The following is a 25,109-nucleotide window of genomic DNA, read 5'->3' on the forward strand; positions in this document are numbered from 1 at the left end:
AATTTAATGACTAGCAAATTTGAGTCTTTCTGGGGAAGATTCCAATATTGATTTCACTTGATTCGAAAATTGTGCTATCGAGCCAGATTTTTGTATAAACCGACAACTTAGATTTTGAGCTATATTTTCCCAGTCCATCGGTAAGACCCCACTTTGAATGATATATTGACAATCTTTCATTTTTGGGATTTGTTGGAATAGCACTAGGCAATCTTTTCCACACATATTGGAAAGGTTCCAGTCAATAAACACAAAGTCGGGGATACCCATCCTCGAATCGTTAAGCATCGCAATGGCTTCATAATAGTCCCGAACCGCAAAGTAATTTACGGGTAAAGCGGTGTCTGCAAGGGCCATATAAAATATTTCCTGGTCATCGATATCGTCATCGACAAGCAAGCATGTAATCGTATTTTCCATAATAGCGAAGATAAAAAAACTATACCTTGCCTTTGACTACCCGTCGCCGTCGAGGAAAGTGGGCCACCACAATTCCCGATAGCTCCCCAATAGATGAGCGGATAGCATAGGGGAGGCCCCTTCACGGAATTTTAGGCAAAATGAGGTTAGAAGCATAGGATGGGCGGATATGGCCTGGTTTTTTTGCTCCATTGGTTTATTTACCAAACCGATACGACATGAAACGAACGAGTTATTTGAAATTCACCCTAATGATGTCCCTGTCATTTATCACGATGTATCTCGTGATGTTTTTGAATGTGGATCAATTTTCTCATATATACTTTAGTCTAACCAGGCTATATATGACCTTGCTAATGGTAACACCCATGGCGGTGATGATGATCCTGATGATGCCGAAAATGTATACGCATGTCAAGACCAATCTCATCATCATCAGCGCTAGCGTTCTCTTTTTTGTATTGGCTTTGACAGGCCTGCGAAAGCAGGTTTTTATTTCGGATGTGCAGTATATGAAGGCCATGATTCCCCATCACTCTTCAGCCATTCTGACCAGTGAATCGGCCAAAATACAGAACCCTAAAGTCAGAAAACTTGCAGATGATATTATTAAAGCCCAAAAGCAAGAAATTGCCGAAATGAAATCCCTGCTAGAGGAGATAGAGTAAGCTATAAAAGCCTACCAATAATATTGTCGACTGAGATGCCCTCGGCCTCTGCCTTAAAGTTACGGATAATGCGATGCCGAAGGACCGGCAGCGCCACTTCCTGAACGTCTTCTATGTCAGGAGAATATTTGCCCGATAGGATGGCGTTACATTTGGCGGCCAATATCAAGGCCTGAGAGGCACGTGGTCCCGCTCCCCATTCCAGGTATTGTTTGGTGTTTTCGGTAGCAAACTCTCCCGTAGGTCGGGTTTTGTGGACTAATTTTACGGCATATTCAATAACATGGTCGGTCACGGGAACCCGCCGAACCAGGTGTTGGAATTTCAATATCTCCTCGGCTGTTACTACCTCTTGTACCTTGTGACGGGCATCGTTGGTGGTAGATCGAACAATACTAACCTCCTCCAAAAAACTGGGGTAGTCTAGCTGAATCATAAACATGAACCTGTCGAGCTGGGCTTCCGGAAGGGGATAGGTGCCTTCCTGTTCGATGGGGTTTTGTGTGGCTAAAACAAAAAATGGTTTCTGGAGATTATGTCTTTCCCCGGCAATCGTAACCGAGTATTCCTGCATCGCTTCCAGTAGGGCGGACTGAGTTTTAGGCGGGGTACGATTTATTTCATCGGCCAGAATAATATTGGCGAATATTGGGCCTTTTATAAACTTAAAATTTCGATTTTGGTCCAAGGTTTCCGAACCTAGGATATCCGATGGCATTAAGTCTGGGGTAAACTGAATCCTATTGAAGTTCAGGTCTAAAGAAGAGGCGATCGTTTGTATGAGTAGGGTTTTGGCGAGTCCTGGTACCCCTACTAACAGGCAGTGACCTTGACAAAAGATGGCAGTGAGTAGGCTTTTAATAACCGCCTCTTGCCCCACAATAACCTGGCTTATTTCCCTATTAATTTTATCATATGCGATTTTCATCGCTGCTGCCGCTTCTACATCGGAAGACGAATTTACCATGTATGTAAACTTTTAAGTTTGTGAAAACTAATTTAAGGTAAATTACAGGAAAGCCCAATAAAAAAGAGCCATTAATATGGAATATTAAATGGCTCTTTTTTATTATCAATTCAGTATCATAGATTTTGCCCTTCTTGCAGAAGTCCTAATACCTTACAATTCTTGTATTCTGGTTCTACACTGATATATACATCACCTTGTGCTTTCTTAAACCATTCTTCCAGGGCATTATTACGTTTGTTGCTGAGCACCAGTTGAGATATTTTCTCATAGTCGTCTTGGAGGTTAGCCGTATGCGGCTCCGACTTACTCTTGAACCATAAGATACGCATCCCACTGGCTCCATCGCTAGTCCTATAGGACAACGGACTACTTATTTGCCCCACTTTCATGGTATCGATGGCGAAGTATAGCGCTGGGTCCATGGAGGCATCCAGAGTCAGTCGGCTCAATCCTGTATTCATATCTTGAATGAGTCCTCCGGTTTCTGCCGTCATCTTATCTTCAGAATTGTCCAAGGCCGCTTTAGCAAACTGTAGACTGTCTATTTCTATTAATGCCCGCAGACTGTCCAATGTTCTGATGGCGTCGGTCATGTCGGCGCCTTTATTGTAGTCGGGCCTCAAAAGAATATGTTTGGAGTGATATTCTGCTCCACGGGTCTCTATGAGTTTTATAAGGTGAAAGCCGAATTGAGACTCTACAATATCCGAAAGTTCTCCTGGTTTCAGGGCCAATGCGGCTCCTTCATATTCAGGGACCATGGCACCACGTTTGGCAAATCCTAAATCGCCGCCGTTCTTGGCAGAGCCCAAATCTTCAGAGTATATTTGGGCTAGCATACTAAAGTCTTCCCCTTTTTCTGCACGTTGCTTTAGTTCTAAAAGTTGATTCCGTAGTTTGCTTTTTTGCTCCTTGGTAACTTTTCCTAAACGGACTATTTCTCCAATTTCTACTTCCGCTGGTATATAAGGTAAGCTGTCTTTTGGAATAGAGTTAAAGAACTTGCGAACTTCACTGGGCGTAATTTTTACGTTTCCAGAGATCGTTTGCTGCATTTTTTCTACTATTTTCTGCTCCTTAACTTGCTGGCGTAGCTCCGATTTCAAATTATCGATGCTTTTTCCATAGGCTTCGACGATATTCTTTTCAGACCCAAATCGCTGAATCATATAGCCCATTTTTGCATCGAGCTCACCACTCACCACATCGTCCTCCACAATCACAGAGTCGATCTCGGCCTTGGCCAGCAAGAGTTTATTAATGATTAAGGATTCTAACAGCTGACATTTGTCAGGAGCAGATTGTCCTTGAGATACATACGACATGTACATATCCTCCACGTCGGAATTTAATATGTAATGGTTGTCGACGCGTGCAATAATCTTATCTAAACTTACCCCTTGTTGGCCTTGTCCCATGGATAATTGACTTATACCCACTAAAAGTAATGTCAGAAGTCGGAATAGATGCTGGTTCAATAATTTCATTTTATTTGGATTCCCTTTATGTTCGTATACGTTAGTTCTCACTGCTATGTGGCAACATAGTCTCTCAAAATGCTAAATTACATCTTATGGTGCTATTTTCCGTACTTCTTCTTGATTGACTTTCACCGGATACAGGGATTTTAGCTTTTCCAGCCAATTTTTTTCTAACTCTTTCTGGTAATCATTGATGACACTGCCCCTAGCTTCGGTAAATTTCTTTACGCGGTCACTTTCTATCCGATCGATTGCGATATACCTTATGCCGGTACTTAGGGCGCTGGTTTGTATTCCCTTTTGCCACTTCGCATCTTTCATTAAAGGGTCATCCTTGGTGAAGTACCTTTCTTCTATGGTGACGGGTTGGCTGTTGTCCTGGTTATATACCTTGGCTACGTCCTCTACGGAGTTGGAATATAACTGAAAACCTACTCGACGATTTCGTTCCACGATGGTTGTAGGTCTAAATGAGCCATAATCTTTTTCTAAAATTCGTAAAATGGAAATGTCATTGGCGACCAGATGGTTTACCACATTTCTGATTCTATCGGCAGAGGCCCTTTCCGCCTCTTCGCTGGTACGATATCCGGCTACCTCTACGAGGTAATCGGGGTTTGTCTTTAGGAGTACCACCAACTCTTTCAGCGCGGAAGCATGATCGGCTGTGATTTCCGCTTTTTGTTTATCAAAGAGTATCTCTTTGGTTTTTCTTGTTAGTAAAAAGGGCTTTTGAGACAATAGATCTTGGATATTGCCAAGGGTATTCTGATCTGATGCGAGGATTACCCTTCCATAAGCTCTTTCCGGGTAACGATATTTCTGTGGGTTTTTATTATAGGTAGCCACTTGCCCTAACGAATCGGACAAGGACCGTTGCCATACCTGCTCCTCCATCATTTGTGCCAGCAATACGCCTTCTTTTGTACGCGAAATCAAGGCTTTGAATTCGGGGCTGGTATCTTCCAAATGTTCCCTTTCATAGGTAGCGAGCCGGTTGTTGAGGTATTCGTTATAGAGTCGACGCATCAAAACCAGCGGACTGCTGGTGAGATCTACAGGTACCTGGTTCTTCTTAACAGTTTGTAGGAAATCGAGGGCGGGATAGGGAGTTCCTTTTATATTGAATAGATTAACCGACTGCCAGTCATTATTCACGGCCCGCAAATAATCCCACTGCCCTCTTAATAAGCTCGTGTCTGCTAAGGTCGCCACCTGCTTCCAGCCTTCTGGATCTTCGATAGGCGTATATTTTTTCCGTAGACGCTCCGCCGTAAGAGCCGCCAGGTGATCTCCACGGCTGTCGGTCACCACACGTTGTTGTAGGGAGGCGCGCATGTCCTCATACGAACCCAGGTTCTTTTTATCCACTAGTTTGAGAATATGCCACCCATATATACTTTTGATGGGGGTAGAGTAAGCACCGATCTTGGACAAAGAAAAGGCAGTCTGTTCTATTTCGGGGACCATCTGTCCTATTCCAAAAACAGGCAATTGGCCATCTCTTCCTATAGACTGCTTGTCGTCGGTATAGGCTTGAAGTACCTCCGTCCAAGGGGCTCCCTCTTGCAGCTTGTTGTAAGCGTCGTAGATCTGAGCCTTGATGATCTCCTGCTTCGTCTCCGAGTCGGTAGAGTCGGTTCGGATCATAATATGACTAACCTGAACGTGGCCTGGGTTAGCTTTCCGATCCATTACTTTGACAAGATGATAGCCATTCCTGCTACGAATAGGGTCGGAAATTTTGCCCACCGGCGTGCTATAAGCCGCAGTTTCGAGTGGGTACACCATTTGAAAAGCGGTAAAGTAACCTAAGTTTCCGTGGTTTTGGGCTGCTGTGGGGTCTTTAGAGAATCGAGTAGCCATTTCATCAAAGTTTTCCCCTTCTTCTAAGCGCCCCTTCATAGCTATGGCAGCCCTATAGGCCCGGAGGGTATCGGCAGGGGAGGCATCTCTCGCCACGGCCACAAGAATATGTGAGGCCTTCACCATCCATTTCATGCGCTCATAGGCCTCTTTCGATAGCTCATCGATCAGGGATTGATCTTTCAGGTAATTTTTGGCCAGCTGGCTTCTATAGGATGCGATCTCCTCCCGAAACTGGGCTGAAGTGTCGCGCCCGGTGGCTTTGGCCTGATATAGTTTTAAGCGGTTTTCTGTAAAAATAGGAAGATACTCTTCTACAGTAAGATCTTGTAATGTGTCTGCGGTAGTTTTGTAAGCTTCATAGGATTGAAGAAATTCGCTGGATTGAATTTTCTCATTGCCTATTTCTACAACGGGTATATTTTTAACTACCACCTGGGAGACCGTAACGGGCTTCTTGCAGGCGTTCAAGACTACTAAAGGAATGGATATATATAAATACGCTTTTTTTAACATGTCATGAATATTGATGCACTGTAACTAAATTATACAGCTAAAAAAACAAAGTTAGCTCCTTTCCTATTCGTTTAAAAGCACCGACATAGGACATCTTCTAGGCCTATTGGCTTCATACCTAGCCTTCAGATTAGTATAATGATTAGTATAACAGAAATTTAACGTTTTAATTTCATGAAACTCCGACTTTCATAGATAAATTGATTCCAATCATTTTATGGTAAAACTTAGGGTACAATATTTATACTTTAAAAAATAGCCAACTTAACGAACGGAATATGAGAACTTATGAAGGCGACAAACCAGAATTGGCAAGGAGTATCAGATTGTTATGGGATCAGCAGTGTATTCGTGAAAGTTTGTACTTGAAGGCCTTGAGAAAGGACCGAATAGGAGCCCTGCGAAGAGTGCTCTCTCAGGGGTATTTTAGCGCTATGCTTTTCAAACGAGAGCTGAAAACCATATATGACTATGCCAAATGTTTTATGAGCGATACCGATTTAGACTTGGTTTGCAAAGAGCAAGGCGATCAGGCCCAGATCATCATTCTTACTGATTTGGAAGAGGAAAGGCATATCGCTGGATTTTTCAGAGGTCTTGAAGAATCGGTGTTGGAATCCTACCAAGGCTTGTTCCATCATTTCGACTGGGATACGCATACCCGACAGTTATTGTTAGAACATAAGGATAGGATCAGGGACTTTATAAATACCATGGCCCATTGCGAATCGCCTATTCAAATGAGAAGTGTGGCTCACTGAGCCGATTTCGGGATCGTAGGCCTTATTAAAATTCATATAATTCTAATGGCAAGCCATCGGGATCCGAGAAAAACGTGAATTTTTTTCCGGTCAGGGTATCGATACGAATGGGTTCGGTGGTTACTCCTTTCTTAAGGAGCTCTTGGCAGGAGGCTTCTATATTGTCAACAGCGAAAGCCAGGTGCCGGAGTCCACAGGCCTCGGGCCTAGAGGGCCTAGCCGGTGGGTTAGGGAAGGAGAATAGCTCTATACAATACTGTCCGTTTAAACTTAAATCGAGTTTGTAGGATTGCCTGGTTTCCCGATATACCTCCTGGTCGATTTGAAAACCTAAAATATCGACATAAAAAGACTTGGAAGTAGGGTAGTCTGTACAAATAATGGCAATGTGATGAACCGATTTGAGCTGAAGCATAATGTAATTGGCAGCATGAATTATAAAAAAGCAATTTAATCCTTTTTAGTGGTTTCTTGAACTTAGCTGTTTAGTTAAATCTTAATAAACAGTTTTTTCTTATACATCCAGGATAGTATCCAATATTCGATAGCCAGTATAGCCATCCCACTAACCAGTGTGGCATAAGGTACACCAAACAGCTGATCGTAGTGGGGGTTCAGATGTATTCGGAACGATTGGTCTATAAGATCGTTGAGGGTATGCGCCATAATATACGCGGCTATGGAGTTTGCCCCAATAGTCACTAAGGGCGAGAACCAGCTTTTATACCCTTTTACATCGGCTACGTAGTAAAAAAACGTAAGAATAAGAATGGCCCAACCTCCGCTGTAAAGGGTCCATGCCGGTGTCCATATCCTTTTAACGATGGGATTGATGCCGGCGAAATGGAGGATGACAGCCGTAATGAGGAGCCCAGCCGCCAGGTAAAGCTGATTTTTAATAAATACCTTGGGTATCTGGCTGTTTTTTAGGCTTCTACCTACAATCAAACCAAGGATCATCGTGGCCAGAGTCGGTATAAAACTCAAGGTACTATATCCTCCATGATTATAATAAAAAATATTTTCGCGCGGAAACAGGTTCATAAACCATTGGTCGAAAGCCCAAGCAGCATTGGTGTTCTTGTTCCAATGGGCAGAGAATCCCTCCATATGATGCGCCCATTGTGCCGTATGGCCCGTTTGCGACCAGTCGAAATAAGCATCTGGCAGAGGATAGAGCGCAAAAAATAGCCAATAAGCAATAAGGATAGCTCCCAGGGCGATCCATTGGGCCTTGGTCGATCGAAACCCAAGCGCAAATAAGAAGGGGTAGCCTAAGCCAATTTGGGTAAGTGTATCCTCGAAGGTAAAATTCGTCTGACTCGCATGCATGGACCTTAGAAAAATCCCTAAAAGTATGAGTATAAGAGCCCTTTTTAGCGTGTGGAGCCACATTTGCGTACTACTTTGGTTTTGTAGACTCCGGCTGGCAAGGGAGTATGGCAAGGCCATGCCCACCAAAAATGAAAAGGAAGGTTGTATTAAGTCGTGTAAGGAGCAGCCGATCCATGGTATATGGCTTTGGTGCCAGGCTATAAAGGCCCAGAAGGTAGACTCCGGTAACTTTTCAGAAACTGAGGAGAAGTTCAGGACTTCAGCCATCATTAATAACATGACGAATCCACGAAATGCATCAATCGATGCAACGCGTTGAAGGGTGGGTTTAGCCGCTTCCAAAAAGAGTAAGGTTTAGGTCAGAGTGGGCTTTCCTATAGCCCGAAAATAGGTGTCATATATTAAGATACCATGATTTTAAAAGTCGGGAGTAGTAAGGATATACTGATGTACAGAAAATAAAAAAGTCGTATTGGAGATTCCCTGAGGACTCCAATACGACTGGTTGATATCAAAAAACGGGTGAATCTCCCTTATAGATTTTTCTTTTTCAATTCCTTAACGGCAAAATCAGCCGCCCGAGCGGTAAAAGCCATATAGGTAAGCGATGGGTTCACACAGGATGCAGAAGTCATAAAAGAGCCGTCGGTTACGAATACGTTTTCGGCTCCCCATACTTGATTGTTCCCATTCAGTACCGACGACTTGGCCTCACGTCCCATACGGGCAGTACCCATTTCATGGATACCAATTCCAGGGTTCTTGGTTTCGTCGTTGTATTTGGTGACGTTTTTAAGACCGGCAGCTTCAAGCATTTCGGCGGCATCATTCATCATATCCTGACGCATCTTTTTCTCGTTGTCCCCATAAGCGGCATCGAATACCACTACCGGAAGTCCCCATTTATCTTTTTCGGTAGGGTGTAAAGTGAATCGGTTGGCTTCGTCAGGTAGCATTTCGCCAAAGCCTCCTAAGTTCATCGACCAGCCTCCTGGCTCGGAAAGGGAATCTTTGAAACTGGCCCCAAAGCCGTCCATTCCTACTCCACGACCCCAGTTAGCTCGGCTGGCTCCACCTTGGTAACCAAAGCCACGTACATAATCTCTTTTGTCGTTGCCCCAGTTACGGTATCGGGGAACATAGATTCCGTTGGCTCTTCGTCCGAAATAATACTTATCCTCGAAGCCGTCCATGGTTCCACGAGCCCCTACAGCCAAGTGGTGGTCCATCACGTTACGTCCCAGCTGATCTCCATCGTTGCCCATTCCGTTGGGGAAACGGGACGATTTAGAGTTCATCAGAATAGAAGTCGAAGCGATAGCCGATGCATTTAAGAAAATGATCTTGGCATAGTACTCCTTCGTTTCTAGGGTGTTTTGGTTGATGGTGCGTACGCCCGTTGCCTTGCCTAGCTTGTCGTCGTAGATGACCTCCGACACGATAGTATCAGTTATCAGGGTTAAATTCCCAGTTTTTTTGGCAGCGGGAAGCGTAGAGGACTGTGTGCTGAAATAAGCGCCATAAGGGCAGCCTCTCATACACATATTCCTAAACTGGCAAGCAGCTCTGCCCAACTCAGTATGGAAATTTTGAGGGGAAGTAAGGTGTGCCGCACGGCCAATGATAATATTCCTACCCGCAAATTTTTTCTCAACTTGACCTTTTACGTGAGTTTCTACGCAGTTCATCTGCATAGGGGCCAGGAATTGCCCGTCTGGAAGTACGTCTAGGCCATCGCGGTTACCGCTAATACCAGCGAATTTCTCCACATAATCGTACCAGGGAGCTATTTCGTCATAGCGAACCGGCCAATCTACCCCATGGCCATCTTTGGCATTGGCCTCGAAGTCCTGTGGGTTTAGCCGATAGCTCTGGCGACCCCACAAAAGAGAACGGCCTCCAACATGGTAAGCTCTGATCCAGTCAAACCCACGGGTTTCCTTGTAAGGGTTTTCAGAATCATTTTCAAATAGGTAGCGGTGTTCTTCATTGGCTGTGTAGCCAGTACGAACACCTGCCCAATATTGTTCTTTCGCTTCGGTAGTTACACGGCCGCGATGTTCAAACTCCCAGGGAGCAAGGGTGGCTGTTTTATAGCCTGTGATATGTTCTATGTCACGGCCGCGCTCTAGCATCGCCACTTTTAGGCCCTTTTCGGTTAGTTCCTTGGCGGCCCAACCGCCACTGATTCCCGATCCTACTACGATGGCATCGTAGGTATCTTGTTTTGCTGCTTTAATATTTAGATTCATTGTCGAATGTCGTTTTTATATTTACCGGAAAGTAGTATCCCCAATGCCTGGGCATCCCTTATTACATGGCCCATGCCTTTTGGCCAGGAGTATAGTCGATGCATCCATCGTAACGCCCAGGTACGGGTACATACTCTAAAGCCAATGTGGCTCCTTCTTCAGACGTAAAGTAACCCAACAGGGTTAATTCTTTCATGAGCCTGAAAAACGGCACCCCGGCGTCTGTATATTCTTTTCCAGCCTCGGTGTATTTCTTTTTATCTTCACCGGCCTTCGCCATTTCTTCTTTAGCTTGGCTTTCCATTTCGGTTAGTATCTTCACTCTTTCCTCCGCCGAAGCCTTTAGGAATCCTTTTTTCTCCAGTTCTTCAAGTCCTTTTTCGAAACTTGACTGGTCCTTGGCCTCATAGCAATCCTTTAGCATCTTTTCGATAAAGGGACCAACTTTCGCATCTTTTGCTCCTGGAGTATCCGTCTTAGGAAGTATTACCTCGGCTACCTCAGAAACCAAATCCATTCTCTCGCTAGTGAAGGGAAAACTCATTGCAGAGGCATTTTCACCGGATTGATTACAACCTTGTAAAAAAGCCACCATAGTTGGTGCCGATAAGGCACCGCCCATCAACAGGGCTACCCGACCTAGTGCATCGCGTCTTTTCATGATATGTTTGGTAATAGGTTAATGGTCTTTAATTTAAATATTAAACCCGTAAAGTGCAATTTAATTAATAGGGCGAATTTAACCAATTTTAGGACAGGTTTTGCTTTAGAAACATTCTATATAAAACCAATATGGATTAGGAGGATGTAAATCAGAGCAATATAAATCTATTATCAGATTAAAATTGCGCATGTACCCTCCACAGGGCCCTATTCAGCACCTAACAGGCCGAACCTGGTTGCTTAAATCAACCGATAATATTTCATGACAACATCAATAGGTTACAGCCTCGGATATCCGAATTGTCGAATCGGCCCAAGACTTGGAAAGTACCCGGTTCGTCCCCAAAGCGGCCAAGATCCTGCGTTTCTATAAACGAACAGCTGTCGAGATTGGCCAGGTCGATGACGTTGATGCCTCCGGTACGGATAGGTGCATTGGGGCCGCTGTAAACGGCGAAGGGGTCGTGGATATCCCGCAACAATACCCGCATGGTATAGCGCGCCTCAAAAAGACCCTCGCCCTTGGCGTATGCCTGCGATAAGAGTTCGGTCATGCCATATTCCGAATGTATGAAGGGCTGCTCAAATTGATCTTTCAAAAAGTCGTGAACCTCTTCCCTCAACCACTCCTTCCTACGGCCCTTCATCCCCCCGGTATCCATGATCGTTAAATTTTGAAAACCGCGTAGATCGATCGTTCCTTGCTCGGCCAAGTCCAATAATGCGAAGGTTACTCCCAGGAGAAGGACGTTTTCTGAAGGGTTAGCCTCTTTAATATTCGCCAACTGTTCGGAGAGTTCTTCGTTGTGATGTAAGAAAAAACCAGAATATTTAGACGGGGTGCGTCCAATAAAGTGCTCTACCATATACACCAAGGACGAATTATTACGTTCAAGATAGGAAGGGAGCAATGCCAGAATGGTAAAATTTTCTATGGGGCCATAATGGCTTTCGAAAATTTTCCTTGCAACCAAATTATACAGTTCTGGGTCGTACAAATGATGCCGACTCGTATGATGGGCCGTAGTGCCACTGCTTTCAAAAGTTTGGACAGCTGCTGGTGGAGTACCCGTTTTTATGTCCTGTGTTTTGAAGAACTGAATAGGTAGAAAGGGAATTTTGGCTATATCCGTAATATTGTCTGGATTGATTCCTAAATTGCGGAGATATGCCGAATATATAGGGTTATAAACCGCTTGATATCGAAAAATATCCAAAGCCAAGGTTGAAAACTGACTTTCCTCCAGGTTGAAAATTCTTCTTCGCAGCTTACTGCGGATTTCGGAGGCCGGGATTTTGTTTGCTAGGTTCAATACTATTACTTTGTTGTGAAGAAGCAAAGTTAATGGGTGAACTAAGAAATAGGAAGGATATGATCGGTGCAAATAATAATTTTAGTAGATTATCCACTTTTATCAAATAGTTTATCTCTAGTCGGGATGAAAGACTGCCAGTAAAACCAGCGAAACTATGAAATTGCCTATACCAATATATGCCCTAATAATGTTAGCCGTAGGAGGCTGTGTAGAAATCCCCGATTATGATGCAACTCCGGAGATTTTCTATAATGGGATAGATCAATTTACCGAATTGAATGCTACCACCAACGAAAAAGTAAGGGAGAACGTTATCATTACTATTGATTTTACAGATGGTGATGGTGATCTGGGAGTTTCAACAGAAGAGCGAAGCGACTCCGCCTTTATAAAACCCTATGGAGATTGGGGGAATTATGAATTAGTAACTGTTCGGAAATTAGCCGATGGTACCTGGCAGGAATTTATTCTTTCAGAAGACAAGGTCAAGTGGATGCCCTTGCTCAAGCCAAACGGAAAATCGGGACCCATAAAAGGTAAAATTGACTTGAATACTTCCTATCTCTATGGAAATTCGACAGTCCCAGTTACGCTCAAGTTTAAAGTCCGCATCCGCGACAGAGCCTTAAGGGTAAGTAACCAGATTGAGACCGATACTATCTCCGTGCCAGGGTATCCTCTATAATGCCGCCTATTCGTTTTTGTTCCTATTCAGAACGATACGAAAGGTAGTGCCTTTTCCTGGCTCCGACGACTTTACAAAAAGCTTACCGTGGTGGTAATTTTCTATAATTCTTTTTGCTAGTGTAAGACCCAGGCCCCAGCCTCTTTTTTTTGTGCTAAAGCCGGGTGCGAATATTTTTGATGCGGCTGCCTTGCTCATTCCCTTGCCGGTATCCGTAATGTCGATTAATATTTGATTCGTTTGCGGAGGGGATTGTAGGATGATATGGATTTCGCCAATGCCTGCCATGGCGTCTACGGCATTCTTACAGATATTTTCGATTACCCATTCAAAAAGATTCTTGTTCATGGATACTTTTTGTCCAATGGCCAATTCATTGCTGATATGGAATTTGACCTTGGAAGACACCCTTCTTTCCAGATAGTGTATGAAGTTGGTAACCACTGCCGCTACCGACTCATCTTTCATAGTGGGTATGGAGCCAATATTGGAGAAACGGGTGGTAATCATTTCTAAGCGGATCACATCTTTTTCAATTTCCTCGGCAATGGAGGAGTCTATGGCGGGGTCGGACCTGAAATACTCCACCCAGGCCATTAGAGAAGAGAGCGGCGTGCCGAGCTGATGGGCCGTTTCCTTGGCCAAGCCGACCCAGACCCTGTTTTGTTCGGCCTTACGAGCCGAACTAAAGGCTAAGTAGGCCAAGTAGCCAATAAAAAGCATTACGAAAAGAGAAATGAAGGGATAAAGCCTCAACTGAGTAAGCAAAAATGAGTTGCTGTAATAAATATATCCGACACCAATACCGGTAATTTCCACCGGGATGGCAGGATGTTCTTCCTTCATCTTGGTGAGATGTTGGTTGATAATCTCCTCCTTGAGCTGAGGACTGGCATTTTCTGGGAAATCGATGTTTTTTATTTCCTGGGGAAAACCGTTTTGATCCACATAGATGGCCGGTATTTGGTAAAAATTAACGGCATCCTGCAATACTTGCATCACTACATTGAAGTTCTCTCCCGGCTGGCTGTTAATTACATAGCGCAGTCCTTCGGCATAAAGCGTAACTTCTCGTTGTTCCCTTTCCTCTAGTTTGTCTACCAGGTAATTGGTATAGAACAACGATCCAATGCTCAGTAATAGTAGAATAAGGGCAATAATATACTTGTATAAACTGGTTTTTTCCAGGTTACCGGCCATAGAAAATCGCAGTTTCTTACCGCTTGCGTTGCTGTTAGCAGCAGTTCCAGACTTGTTATTTTTTTCTCCCGATTCGATTATCATGTATTATTGGGCACGTTCTTGCTCCCCTTATTGTTAGTTTTCACAAATAACGTAAAATATTTCAGGTTAGTGGATTTCTAAGGACCGATCTTGAATAGGCATCAGTTGATTTCCTGACGAGCATCATGAATTGTTGAACGGAAAGGTCAGAAATTAGCAAGCGGAGGTGATTTTATTTGTATGCTTTCTAAATAAACATTAAGGCATTTGAATAGGTTCTTTATCTGAATAATGTGAAGTATTTTTGTGAATCGAATAGAAAACAGTGATGTATAATCATTTCAAATTAATAAGTTTATCCCATCATAACGCCTCTCTAGAGATTAGGGAACGGCTGGCTTTGAATGAAGATTCGGCCAAGAGTTTGATGCTGAGGTTGAAAGACTTCTTTGAGATTACCGACGTATTGGTGGTCTCGACTTGTAATAGGACGGAGGTATACTATTCGGCTGGTAGTGATTTGAATGATGAAATTATAAAATTGCTCCTGCTGGAAAAAGGTATTTCATCCTTTGAGAAGTATTTACCCTATTTCGAAAAATTTGATAGTGGTGATCTAGCCGCTAGGCATTTATTCGAAGTGGCCACGGGGTTGCACTCTCAGGTAATGGGGGATATGCAGATTCCCAACCAGATTAAGCATGCTTATCAGTGGTCGGCCGATCTTAATATGGCTGGGCCTTTCCTTCATAGACTACTACATACCATCTTTTTTGCCAATAAAAGGGTAGCTCAAGAGACCTTTTTTCGAGATGGCGCCGCCTCTGTTTCTTATGCCGCCGTGGAGCTATTAGAGAGCCTTATGCCTCATCCAAAGATCCTTATTGCGGGGCTGGGGGAGATAGGTACCGATGTAGTAAGAAATTTGTCGGAACGCGATGGTATCGAAGTGACCCTGCTCAATAGAACGCGCCAGAAGTCGGAGGAACTGTCCACTGAGCTTGGCTTTGGCGTAGCCGACTTTGCCGACTTAGAACAGGAAATCGCTAAGGCCGATATTATTGTCAGCTCCATCTTTATGGATAAGCCGCTATTTACCAAAGAAATGATGGTGAGGCTTAGAGGGATGTCTTTCAAATATTTTATTGACTTATCGGTCCCACGCAGCGTTTCTCCCGAAGTAGAGGAAATACCCGGGGTCATGCTATATACCATGGACTCCATTCGTTCGAGGGCCGATCAGGCTTTAGAAAAACGCATGAATGCGATACCTCATGTACGAGAGATTATCGACGAAGCACTCAGAGAGTTTAATGACTGGTCCAAAGAAATGGTCGTTTCACCTACGATTCAAAAGTTGAAGGGTGCCTTGGAGCAAATCCGTAAGGAGGAGCTTATGCGATTCAATAAGAGCCTTACCGAATTGGAAATGGAAAAGGTGGATAGGATTACGGCTAGTATGATGCAGAAGATCCTAAAGCTGCCCGTGTTACAACTAAAAGCGGCTTGCAAGCGGGGAGAGGCCGAAACACTGATCGATGTGCTCAACGACCTGTTTAATTTGGAGAAAGAAAAGGAGAATCATTGAGCAATATCATTGCGCATATATAACTAAAAAAATGGCCGATGGATCTATTCCATAGGCCATTTTTTATTATAAAAGAGCGATAAGCAGCTGCCTATCGCTCTAAAAACTACCTTACCCTCCACAATAACCATAACAAAATGAATCGCCTGAGCGCGTTTCCTTTACTGGTTATATATTTTTAATGAATTGATCCAAAACAAATGTTCTACCATACTTACGTAGGAAAGAGTACATTTGGATCAGTACCGGGTGAAAAAAAATTCAAAATTAAGAATAGTCGATACTGAGCCTACAAAAAAGCACTGCTTAATCGCTTAAGAAGTGCTTTGGAGTCCATGAGCCTGGGAAGAGGTGCTCTGTTATTATTTCTTTCCCGACCTTTTGATAGGTCTTCCATATTTTAGCGCCTTTTCGGCCGCATGATTCCTGCGCACATTGACTTTTTGATTTTTTGCCTTCTTTTCATGGAAAGCCGGGCCTACATCTTCCATTTTCGGCCTCTTTACCAAAATGTTCTTCATATGCACTTTGGGTTCCTCATCCTCTGTAAGGATTTCCGATAGCTTAAGTCCTTCGGGATGGTCGAGCATCGGAATCTTATAGTTCATCAGTTCTTCTATAGCTTCCTGAAACTCCTGCTCCCGCTCGGTAATAAAAGAAATGGCGATCCCCTGTTGATCGGCACGGCCAGTCCGGCCGATGCGGTGCATGTAATTTTCTGGAGTTTCCGGCAAATCAAAATTGATGACATGCGACACTTCGGCCACATCCAAGCCCCTGGCAATAATATCGGTCGCAATCAGAAGGCGGTAAGTGCCATCCTGAAAGTGGTTGACAGTCTGAAACCGGTTGTTTTGAGCCTTATTAGAGTGTATCACCCCTACCTTCCCCAATTGGCTTACTTCCATTTGTTCGTAAAGCTGGTCGGCCAGGCGTTTGGTCGCCGTAAATACGATCACTTTCGTGAAGCTAGGGTCTTCCAAGAGCTTGTCTAACAAATTTACTTTGGAGTAAAAATTGGGTATGGCATAAGCTCCTTGCTGTATATTGCTCAAAGGGGTTCCGGTTGGTGCGGCTTCCACCTTTTCGGGGTCATTAAAATGCAGCTTCATGAGGGCTTCTACCTCTGGAGTGAGCGTAGCAGAGAATAATAAATTTTGCCTTTTTTTGGGTAAAAGATCCAGCATGGTATTCAACTGGTGTCTGAAGCCTAAATTCAGCATTTCGTCTACCTCATCGATGACCAATTTTTTGACCGACTTAGTCTTAAAGGTACCATTCATGGCCATGTCGATCAGTCGACCGGGGGTGGCTACGATAATGTCGGCGCCTTGTTTTAATTCGGCCATCTGAACTTTTAAGTTCCCTCCTCCATATATACCCACCGTCTGGAGGGTGAGGTATTTGCTGAGCTTCTCTACCTGTTCTATCACCTGCACGACTAGCTCTCTGGTAGGGACTAATATGACCAATTGGGGCAGACGATCCTTGCCAAATTGCATCTGTCTAAGACTAGGAAGCAAATAGGCGAAGGTTTTTCCTGTTCCTGTTTGAGCGATGCCACACACATCTTTTCCTGACATAGTAACGGAAAAAACTTTATGTTGAATGGTGGTAGGGGTGCTTAAACCAAGGTCCGAAAGGGCATTCAGTAAGGGTTTGTTGAGATTGAGGTCTTCGAAAGTCATGCCAATAATAGGTGAATAAAGCACAAAGGTAAGCTTTTATCACATTATTTTGATTATATGCTCCCGTAGTGGGCCATTGGTCGGCACTACTCCGACGGGGTAGACTGAATACGATGGGCTATTTCTTGACGAAGAAACTGAGGATCCTGAATGGCCCGAACATAGGCTTTCAGCGTCCTAATTTCTTTTTTTACCTGGTTTATATTGGTCTGAAACTGTATTTCTATTGCTTTCGGGTTGAGTGTATGTACCGAATCTATCTGGCAAATCACCGCCAGGTTTTCTCTTTCGGCCGATAAGCGTTCTGTTAAACGCTCAAGCTGCCTTTTATAACCCTTTATATAATGATTCAATACCTTCGAGCTACTCTCCAGGTGGACGGTTTCTAGTGATAGCTGAAGATTCAGCATTTCTTTTAAGTCTTCGTTTCGATAGGCCGCAGTTATTTCTTGCACTTTTGCAGTTTTCTCTTCCTTAAGTCTCTCGTCCAGTTCGAGGTCTGGATGAAATTCTTTGATGAGCCTTAGATAGAGTTTCCTTATGGCTAGCCGAAGCCTTTCTTGCTCCCGTCGTGCCCGATCGGCTAGCTTTTCCTCCGGCGACCAAGCCTTCGATTCATCTGCCAGAGGTATTGTTTCGTCTAATGTAGTACCTGTGTCGCCCTGCTCCTCGGTGGGAGTTATAGGTGGGCCTAGGGTTCTATTATCTTCAGGTTTCTCCTGGTTTGTAATGTTCCAATAGCGAAGATAGAGGTTTTTCAAGGCCTCAGTTCCGGAGCCGTGCATCAGGTAGGTGGTATACTCGATGATGATACTCGCCAGGTGCTTGCTTTCGTGTGGGGCGAATACCCCGCTTCGGTACCATTGGTCGAGCTTCTGTACCATTTCCTGAAAACATTCGGCATACACCTTTTGGAGGGGAGTCAACTCCAATTGCCGTCGACTCCTGTAATGCTCAATCGTACTCCTCAAGGAGGACAATTCAGCTTCAGCTTTTTCTAAGGCTACAGACAATTGCTTGAACTCCTTTTGCTTTTTACTCCATAAGGCTTCTGGTTGTTTTATAGGGAGTAATGCCTTAGTTGGTTCGTTCATAACGGGTCAGATGGAGATGCCTAGCTCCTGGTAGGAGATCAGAATGACGGAAATAATGGCTACCAACAATCCAAGCCGGTTGAGGCCTGAAAGTTTTTCCTTGTACAGAAGCCATGCAGCTACTGACGATACCAACATGGTAAGAATATTGTAAATTGGGAAGACGAAGGCGGCACTATTGGCGAATATTTGAAGGGCTTTAAGTAAGAAATAAAGCGACAAAAAATTGGGTATGCCCAAAAGGACTCCACCCATAATGCTCCGAATCGATAGCATTTCTTTGGTTTTCCATATGGATGTGGCCAGCAGTAGGGTCCCAATCAGGGCGGCACCCGAGCAGGCAATAATCATGAATACCGTACTTTGACTCGGGCTATAATAAGTGAAAGTAAGATAGTTGATCAGCGTGTTATTGGTTCCGGTACCTATAAAGGTGAGTATGGGGAGGGATAGTAACCATAAGTTCCTCCGTTGGTGTTGGGTGCTGTTCTTTTTGATGCCTCCCAAGGTTAGTGCGACTAGGGCCAAAACAATACCAGCATAGTTGAGGGGGGTAAACACCTTATTGTTATTTTGGAAAATAAACAAGCCGAATACTACCGGAATAACCAACGACATATTGGCCGCCAAGGAAGAGGCCGTTACGCTGACCTTCTGCGCGGTAAGTCCAATGAGTAAGAATATAGCAATGAAAAGAGCCCCTAAGGACAGTGTCAACAAGCTCGCTTTACTGCTATAGTCTATCTGAGAGAAAATATTAAGATCGGGGGTAAGTACCAATCCTGTTAACACGCAGGCGTAGTAATTTACGACCACGGCATGGAACGAATTGACCCGATGGCTTGGGTAGGCCCTCATAATGAGGTATAAACAAACCGTAAAAAATACCGACAGCGCAAAGTAAATCATCTGAAAAGTTAATCGGCCAGGTTTTGTAAAATGGAGTCTATCACCTCTGGATAGTGCTTATGTTCCAACACTTGTACCTTACGGGCTATATCCTCGGGGCTGTCTGCTGGGGTTATCGAACAATGCGCCTGAAAAATGATATTTCCTTCGTCGTAATGTTCGTTGACAAAATGAATGGTGATCCCTGATTCTATTTCTTGGGCCTCCTTGACGGCTTCATGTACAAAGTGGCCATACATACCCTTACCTCCAAACTTAGGGAGTAGGGCAGGGTGGATATTGACCATGCGGTTCGGATAGGCTTTGACCATTGCGTCTGGAATCAGCATCATAAAACCCGCCAAAATGATAAAATCTATTCCCTCATTTTTTAATAGGTTGAGGATTTTGCCTGTATCGTAAAAACTCTTTCTGTCGAATACGAGTGTCGGGATGCTAAACTTCCTGGCCCTTCTAATGACCCCCGCATCTGGATTGTTAGTGAGTACGAGACTAATTTCGACATCGGTCTGATTCTCGAAATATTCAAATATCTTTTCTGCGTTGGTGCCGGAGCCGGAGGCAAATAGGGCAATGCGATTCATGAGTACTGGGTTTCTTTATCGTTGTAGGTACTTTCCTTCCCTGAAAAGGAGCCATAGAAAGTGTAAAATTATAAAAAGAAAGCGGCTTTCGAGTGTGAAAGCCGCTTTAGCATTTTATAATCTTGTAAAATTTCAGGATTACCCTTGTCCAGTGATCAATATATTTTGACCAGTTCCGAACGTGATATAAGCTTTCCTTTTCTATAGGACTCTGTTTTGATATCCCATAATATCCCTGGGGCTCTGTAAGAGATGCTGGACATTTCCATTTTCATCCCCATACCCATTTTGGTCTCCATGAGCATATTAGAGGTCACTTTAAATGCGTCGTATGAGCCCGCTGGGACGGTAATGTTTTCTTTGCTTTCCACTTTCCGGTCGGTTATAGAAAGTCCAAAGGTAACATTCAATGGGCCAGAGCTTCCTTCGCCCACTATTGAAGCATCCTTAAGTTTTTGGCCTACATTTAGCTGCCCTGGGTAAATAATATCGGTGGAAGTGAATTTCATTTGGAAGCTTTCCAGGGATTTAAGCTGATCTTGGTTGATCATCGATCCAGCATCTATCATGGTGGAATTTCCATCACAGATCATCTTATAGCTGTTTTTCATCTGGGAGTCTCCTTTTTTTGAGAAAGCCTCGAATTCCAAGGTTACGATCACTTTGCCGCCTTCCGATTTGACATCAGTGATTTTGTATATCAAATTTCCAGACGGTTTACCTTTGCCGTCAAAGGTAGCCATCTCGAAGCCACTACCTTTTTTTAAAGCCACTCCCATACACTCTTGGGCCATGGTGTGGGCCATGGTTCCGACGAATAGCAGTAGCAATACATAGAGAGATCTTAACATGTTGTCTTTTGTTTATGTGAATAGAAGCACTTTAAAGATACGAAGTATAATAGAAAAGTTGGCTACCACTGAGTAAATGACCGAATTTGAAGGGTAGGTGATTTTTTCTATTGTGTAGTCTGTCATTCGAGGACTAGGTAGGTGGGGCCTTTGTAGAGCCTAGCTTATTGGGGGCCTATAGTTGTTTGGTAGTTCTAAGCGGCTATCATCGTCAGCAAGCCTAGCAACATGATAATTTTACAATAAGTGCTCAGCGCTTTAAAGTCACGAATGGTATCGGCTTTTGAAAGCTTTTGGGTTAGAAAAATAATGGGCAGCAGTAGTATCAGAAACAAGCCCATGAGTAAGGTATTATTGAGTACAGAGGCCATTGAAAACAGGATAAGAACGAAACCACCAATAAAAATATACAAGAAATTTCGAGTTTTAGGGATGCCCCATAGGATAGGCAAGGTACGGCAACCATGGGCCATGTCGCCTCTAATGTCCTCCATGTCCTTTACGACTTCTCGTATAAACGAAATAAAGAAGGAAAAGATCGCATAGATAAGCACCAGTTGCCGGTTATTTGGATAATGGACCGTCAGGATCAGTAAAGAGAGGCCTGTGAGTAAAGAAACTATAAAATTGCCGATAAACGGGAGCCGTTTGAACCGTTCGGAGTAAAACCACAGGAGCGTAATTGAAAAGACATTTATAAGGAATATCTTAGGACTGACCAGAAGTCCTAAAGCGGCTCCCAATACATTTAAAACCTGATGAGCCCCCATGGCCCAACGTCTTTTAAGGTATCGGCCAACCACGACTCTCTCGGGCTTGTTAACGATATCGATTTTGATGTCGAAGTAATCATTAATAATATAGCCGGCAGCAGCAATGCATACGGTAGACAACGAAATGATAAACATATCCTTATCTGCCACAATTTGTCTCCAATTCTCTGCAGGGCCTATTAGTAATATTCTTGTGAAGTACTGAGTAAGGGTAACGATGATTAGATTCGTTATCCGGACCAGTCGGAAGCTTCCCCAAAGATATTCCCTGATTTTAATTTTTGATCGTGCCGACACATTCATTAGGCTAATTTACCGAGATAATTATTCAAAGATAAAGTTATTCAACTTTCTTAACACGCAAAATGGTATTGATTCCAAAACTTTTAATATAAATGGCTCAAAACCAGGAATAGGGTTGGTTTCGGCCGATTTGGATGGCTTGTAGCCGTAAAGATGGTGCGCTGCGGAGCAATGGCTTTTATATGGTGCGATGCGCAAGCCAATGACTGGCGCCATGGGAGGGTCGAGCAACGAGAACCTATAGGATCAAAATAGAATTTACTTCAATTTTACGATCCTTTTGCCCATATTGAAGACAGAAAAGAAATGGTGCCTTATTAGAAAAATTGCAATACTTATCGATTTTCAGCCATGAAAGCCCTACTATTTGAGAAATACGGTCGTCCAGAAGACGTTCTCCAGCTAGGGGAAATAGCCCGTCCAGAACCTCAGGAAAATGAAGTCTTGATCAGGGTTATGGCCACCGCCGTCAATGATTATGACTGGAGCGTACTAAGGGGAAAGCCTCTCGTATACCGCCTAATGTATGGGCTGCTGAAGCCCAAGATGAATATACCAGGCATGGAGCTATCGGGTGAGGTGGTAGGAATGGGGGCTGAGGTTAGGCAGTTTGAAGTGGGTGACGCAGTTTTTGGAGATATATCTCATTATGGCTTCGGGACCTTTGCCGAATACATCGCTATAGACGCCAAGGCCGTGGTGAAAATGCCTCCAGGGATGAGTTTTGTAGAGGCTGCGGCCATTCCTCATGCGGCTGGCCTCGCCTTTCAGGCGTTAGAGGATTTGGATAGGGCGGGAAAGGGGCAACGGGTGTTGATCAACGGGGCGGGTGGAGGTGTAGGTGCCGTTGGCCTACAATTAGCCAAAAACAGAGGCTACGAAGTAGTAGGGGTCGATGCACAGGAAAAACTGACTAAGATGAAAGCGATGGGTTTTGATGAGGTGCTGGATTACCGCCAAACCGACATTACCAAGGTTTCTCAACGGTATGATCTGATTTTGGATTGTAAGTGTTGTAAGTCCATATTTTTATTTCCAAAGATACTTACCCCCAAGGGGCGTTATGTGGCCATTGGAGGGGAGGTTCTAAGCCTGTTGCAAGTAGCGCTCTTCGGTAAAATCCTAGGCCTACTAACCAAGCAAAGGTTTCAAGTACTGAGCTTGAAATCCAATAAAGATTTAGCGAAAATTGGGGATCAGTTTAATCACAACCTCTTGAATACCCATGTTGATGGCCCTTTCCCATGGACCGACGCCCCAAGGTTAATTCAATATTTTGGAGAAGGGAAACATCAGGGGAAAATAGTTTTGATGGTAAGTGATTAATTATTAGTATTTTAGTTCTTGTTCCTATAGGGTCAACCGGGTCGGAGAAATGTAGATTAACCCATAAGAATAAGTGAAAAGTTTAAGTTTGTCCCGGTTTTGGGACGAAAAACAAAGGTTTTGTGTTATTAGCCTATCTGGTCGCTAATTTTAGACCTTAACGGGTAGTTTTTTGATATTAAAGAAGTAATTGTATGAAAATAGGAATTGTTTGCTACCCTACCTTCGGTGGTAGTGGTGTGGTGGCCACCGAGCTTGGAAAAGCACTCGCAAAAGCGGGGCATCAGGTTCATTTTATAACCTATTCACAGCCACAGCGTCTCGATTTTTTTAATGAAAATCTGTACTACCACGAAGTAAACATCCCTTCTTACCCGCTGTTTCAATACCCCCCTTATGAATCGGCACTTTCCAGTGAAATGGTACAAGTAGTGGCAGGTTCAGAATTGGATGTATTGCACGTGCATTATGCTATTCCTCATGCCTCATCGGCATATTTGGCGAAGCAAATCTTGGCCGCGCAGGGGATTCATATCCCGGTAATCACCACCCTGCATGGGACCGATATAACCCTGGTAGGAAAAGATGAATCTTATGCTCCCGTTGTTACTTTCAGTATTAACCAATCGGATGGTATTACGGCAGTTTCCGAATCTTTACGCCAAGATACTTTCAGCCATTTCAATATCACCAAGGAGATTGAGGTGATACCCAATTTTATAGATTTAGAGCGTTTTAACAGGCAAAAAAAGGAGCACTTTAAAAAGGCTATTTGTCCTGGTGATGAAAAGCTGATTGTGCATACTTCCAACTTTAGAAAGGTAAAGCGTATTGATGATGTGATTTCAATATTCGAGAAATTACGCAAATTAATGCCCTCCAAGCTTCTATTGGTAGGCGACGGTCCCGACCGCGCCCGCATCGAACGGAGGTGTAAAGACTTGGATATGTGCAGCGACGTCCGGTTCCTAGGAAAGCTAGATGCCATAGAGGAGGTACTGTCGGTGGCCGACTTATTTTTGCTGCCATCCGAATCGGAAAGCTTTGGCCTGGCGGCCCTTGAGGCCATGGCCTGCGAAGTACCGGTGATCTCTTCTAACGTAGGCGGCTTGCCCGAACTGAATGTACACGGGTATTCTGGATTTTTGAGTGACGTAGGGGATGTGGACGATATGGTCAAAAATGCCGCTTATATACTTGACGACTCCAGGTTAGAGACCTTTAAAGCCAATGCCCTGGCAAGGGCCAAGGAGTTTGATATCGCCAAAATACTTCCATTATACGAAGCGTATTACGAGAAAGTCGTTGAAAATGCCAAAATGGTTTTATAACCCAAGGGCCTATTATAGGGGCACGTGATAACACCGAATTTGCATGGGTATAACCGTTTGTACCTTTTAGGCACTCCGTTATCATGAAAATTGATTGTTCTTACTTTTTGTTTTCGATTCTGTGCTTAATTTGGTAAGTTTACAGTATACAGTAGGATTAAAACAAAGGAAAAATGAAGATTGTTTTTAATATATTATTGATATTTTTTTTGTTGATCGCATTTGTACCGATGTTTAGACGGTTCATCTTTCATTTGCTAGTTGGTAGACAGCTGGTTAAGGAACAAAAGAAACAGTATCAAGCCTATAAAAGGGGCCAAAGTCATGAGGGAGTACGGGTAGACAAATCCCCCCCCAATAACGACCGATCCGACTTTAAGGGCGGGGAGTATGTCGATTATGAAGAGATAAAGTAAAACCTTTAAAAAATAAGATAGGCTCAGTCGTTGACTGGGCCTTTTTTTTGTCCATCAGGCGGGAAGAAGCCCTGGTCTTTGTAGCTTCT

The 25,109-nt window shown here is 43.8% G+C and carries 24 protein-coding genes; 7 read left to right on the forward strand and 17 right to left on the reverse strand.

Features of this window, described 5'->3' with window-relative positions; translation table 11 throughout:
* Positions 1–3: 3 nt before the first annotated feature.
* Positions 4–420, reverse strand: coding sequence for a response regulator (locus CLV98_RS10235; protein WP_109674218.1), 417 nt, complete (start codon positions 418–420; stop codon positions 4–6).
* A gap of 36 nt (positions 421–456) precedes the next feature.
* A complete protein-coding gene (locus tag CLV98_RS23435) occupies positions 457–612 on the reverse strand; it encodes a hypothetical protein (protein WP_158281228.1) in 156 nt (51 codons plus the stop codon).
* A 26-nt stretch (positions 613–638) separates the two neighbouring features.
* Between CLV98_RS23435 and CLV98_RS10240 the strand changes: the two genes are divergently transcribed.
* Positions 639–1,088: a DUF305 domain-containing protein gene (locus tag CLV98_RS10240; RefSeq protein ID WP_109674219.1), complete on the forward strand. Its 450-nt coding sequence runs from the start codon at positions 639–641 to the stop codon at positions 1,086–1,088.
* A gap of 1 nt (position 1,089) precedes the next feature.
* Here CLV98_RS10240 and CLV98_RS10245 read toward each other — a convergent pair whose 3' ends face one another.
* The 3 genes from CLV98_RS10245 to CLV98_RS10255 all read right to left on the reverse strand — a co-directional run bounded on the left by CLV98_RS10245 (position 1,090) and on the right by CLV98_RS10255 (position 5,921).
* Positions 1,090–2,055, reverse strand: coding sequence for an AAA family ATPase (locus CLV98_RS10245; RefSeq protein WP_109674220.1), 966 nt, complete (start codon positions 2,053–2,055; stop codon positions 1,090–1,092).
* A 116-nt stretch (positions 2,056–2,171) separates the two neighbouring features.
* Positions 2,172–3,545 carry a peptidylprolyl isomerase gene (locus CLV98_RS10250; protein ID WP_109674221.1) on the reverse strand — a complete coding sequence of 458 codons (1,374 nt, stop codon included), beginning with the start codon at positions 3,543–3,545 and terminating at the stop codon, positions 2,172–2,174.
* Positions 3,546–3,629: 84 nt separating this feature from the next.
* Positions 3,630–5,921: a peptidylprolyl isomerase gene (locus CLV98_RS10255; protein ID WP_109674222.1), complete on the reverse strand. Its 2,292-nt coding sequence runs from the start codon at positions 5,919–5,921 to the stop codon at positions 3,630–3,632.
* 278 nt (positions 5,922–6,199) lie between these two features.
* Between CLV98_RS10255 and CLV98_RS10260 the strand changes: the two genes are divergently transcribed.
* The gene (locus CLV98_RS10260) at positions 6,200–6,682 is read left to right on the forward strand and encodes a hypothetical protein (RefSeq protein WP_109674223.1); all 483 of its coding nucleotides are present in this window, start codon (positions 6,200–6,202) and stop codon (positions 6,680–6,682) included.
* A gap of 25 nt (positions 6,683–6,707) precedes the next feature.
* Here CLV98_RS10260 and CLV98_RS10265 read toward each other — a convergent pair whose 3' ends face one another.
* The 5 genes from CLV98_RS10265 to CLV98_RS10285 form a co-directional block, all read right to left on the reverse strand.
* Positions 6,708–7,097 (reverse strand): VOC family protein, encoded by a 390-nt coding sequence (locus CLV98_RS10265; RefSeq protein WP_109674224.1) that lies wholly within the window; start codon positions 7,095–7,097, stop codon positions 6,708–6,710.
* A 74-nt stretch (positions 7,098–7,171) separates the two neighbouring features.
* On the reverse strand, positions 7,172–8,359 hold the full coding sequence (locus CLV98_RS10270) for an acyltransferase family protein (RefSeq protein WP_262512145.1): 1,188 nt from the start codon (positions 8,357–8,359) through the stop codon (positions 7,172–7,174).
* Positions 8,360–8,550: 191 nt separating this feature from the next.
* Complete coding sequence (locus CLV98_RS10275; RefSeq protein WP_109674225.1) at positions 8,551–10,269, reverse strand: FAD-dependent oxidoreductase; 1,719 nt, start codon at positions 10,267–10,269, stop codon at positions 8,551–8,553.
* Positions 10,270–10,330: 61 nt separating this feature from the next.
* Positions 10,331–10,930, reverse strand: coding sequence for a gluconate 2-dehydrogenase subunit 3 family protein (locus CLV98_RS10280; RefSeq protein WP_109674226.1), 600 nt, complete (start codon positions 10,928–10,930; stop codon positions 10,331–10,333).
* 262 nt (positions 10,931–11,192) lie between these two features.
* The gene (locus CLV98_RS10285) at positions 11,193–12,245 is read right to left on the reverse strand and encodes an acyl-CoA synthetase family protein (protein ID WP_109674227.1); all 1,053 of its coding nucleotides are present in this window, start codon (positions 12,243–12,245) and stop codon (positions 11,193–11,195) included.
* 157 nt (positions 12,246–12,402) lie between these two features.
* Here CLV98_RS10285 and CLV98_RS10290 point away from each other — a divergent pair, with 157 nt between their 5' ends.
* Positions 12,403–12,933, forward strand: coding sequence for a hypothetical protein (locus CLV98_RS10290; RefSeq protein WP_146202257.1), 531 nt, complete (start codon positions 12,403–12,405; stop codon positions 12,931–12,933).
* A gap of 6 nt (positions 12,934–12,939) precedes the next feature.
* Here the strand turns inward: CLV98_RS10290 and CLV98_RS10295 are convergent, their stop codons facing one another.
* A complete protein-coding gene (locus CLV98_RS10295; protein WP_109674229.1) occupies positions 12,940–14,217 on the reverse strand; it encodes a sensor histidine kinase in 1,278 nt (425 codons plus the stop codon).
* 268 nt (positions 14,218–14,485) lie between these two features.
* Here CLV98_RS10295 and hemA point away from each other — a divergent pair, with 268 nt between their 5' ends.
* The gene (hemA, locus tag CLV98_RS10300; protein WP_109674230.1) at positions 14,486–15,745 is read left to right on the forward strand and encodes a glutamyl-tRNA reductase; all 1,260 of its coding nucleotides are present in this window, start codon (positions 14,486–14,488) and stop codon (positions 15,743–15,745) included.
* A gap of 362 nt (positions 15,746–16,107) precedes the next feature.
* Here hemA and CLV98_RS10305 read toward each other — a convergent pair whose 3' ends face one another.
* The 6 genes from CLV98_RS10305 to CLV98_RS10330 form a co-directional block, all read right to left on the reverse strand.
* Positions 16,108–17,433 carry a DEAD/DEAH box helicase gene (locus CLV98_RS10305; protein ID WP_109674231.1) on the reverse strand — a complete coding sequence of 442 codons (1,326 nt, stop codon included), beginning with the start codon at positions 17,431–17,433 and terminating at the stop codon, positions 16,108–16,110.
* An 86-nt stretch (positions 17,434–17,519) separates the two neighbouring features.
* Positions 17,520–18,527: a J domain-containing protein gene (locus tag CLV98_RS10310; protein ID WP_109674232.1), complete on the reverse strand. Its 1,008-nt coding sequence runs from the start codon at positions 18,525–18,527 to the stop codon at positions 17,520–17,522.
* Positions 18,528–18,533: 6 nt separating this feature from the next.
* Positions 18,534–19,436 (reverse strand): DMT family transporter, encoded by a 903-nt coding sequence (locus tag CLV98_RS10315; protein WP_109674233.1) that lies wholly within the window; start codon positions 19,434–19,436, stop codon positions 18,534–18,536.
* 8 nt (positions 19,437–19,444) lie between these two features.
* Positions 19,445–20,020: a phosphoribosylglycinamide formyltransferase gene (gene purN, locus CLV98_RS10320; RefSeq protein WP_109674234.1), complete on the reverse strand. Its 576-nt coding sequence runs from the start codon at positions 20,018–20,020 to the stop codon at positions 19,445–19,447.
* A gap of 155 nt (positions 20,021–20,175) precedes the next feature.
* The gene (locus CLV98_RS10325) at positions 20,176–20,871 is read right to left on the reverse strand and encodes a TapB family protein (RefSeq protein ID WP_109674235.1); all 696 of its coding nucleotides are present in this window, start codon (positions 20,869–20,871) and stop codon (positions 20,176–20,178) included.
* A 194-nt stretch (positions 20,872–21,065) separates the two neighbouring features.
* Positions 21,066–21,947 carry a geranylgeranylglycerol-phosphate geranylgeranyltransferase gene (locus tag CLV98_RS10330; RefSeq protein ID WP_109674236.1) on the reverse strand — a complete coding sequence of 294 codons (882 nt, stop codon included), beginning with the start codon at positions 21,945–21,947 and terminating at the stop codon, positions 21,066–21,068.
* A 351-nt stretch (positions 21,948–22,298) separates the two neighbouring features.
* Here CLV98_RS10330 and CLV98_RS10335 point away from each other — a divergent pair, with 351 nt between their 5' ends.
* From CLV98_RS10335 to CLV98_RS10345, 3 genes are all read left to right on the forward strand, one after another.
* Positions 22,299–23,273 (forward strand): NAD(P)-dependent alcohol dehydrogenase, encoded by a 975-nt coding sequence (locus CLV98_RS10335; RefSeq protein WP_109674237.1) that lies wholly within the window; start codon positions 22,299–22,301, stop codon positions 23,271–23,273.
* A gap of 194 nt (positions 23,274–23,467) precedes the next feature.
* Complete coding sequence (bshA, locus tag CLV98_RS10340; RefSeq protein WP_109674238.1) at positions 23,468–24,604, forward strand: N-acetyl-alpha-D-glucosaminyl L-malate synthase BshA; 1,137 nt, start codon at positions 23,468–23,470, stop codon at positions 24,602–24,604.
* Between the two features lie 173 nt (positions 24,605–24,777).
* The gene (locus CLV98_RS10345; RefSeq protein WP_109674239.1) at positions 24,778–25,020 is read left to right on the forward strand and encodes a DUF4834 domain-containing protein; all 243 of its coding nucleotides are present in this window, start codon (positions 24,778–24,780) and stop codon (positions 25,018–25,020) included.
* Positions 25,021–25,109: the final 89 nt, after the last annotated feature.

Source organism: Dyadobacter jejuensis (genome assembly GCF_003149085.1).
Classification (GTDB): Bacteria; Bacteroidota; Bacteroidia; order Cytophagales; family Spirosomataceae; genus Dyadobacter; species Dyadobacter jejuensis.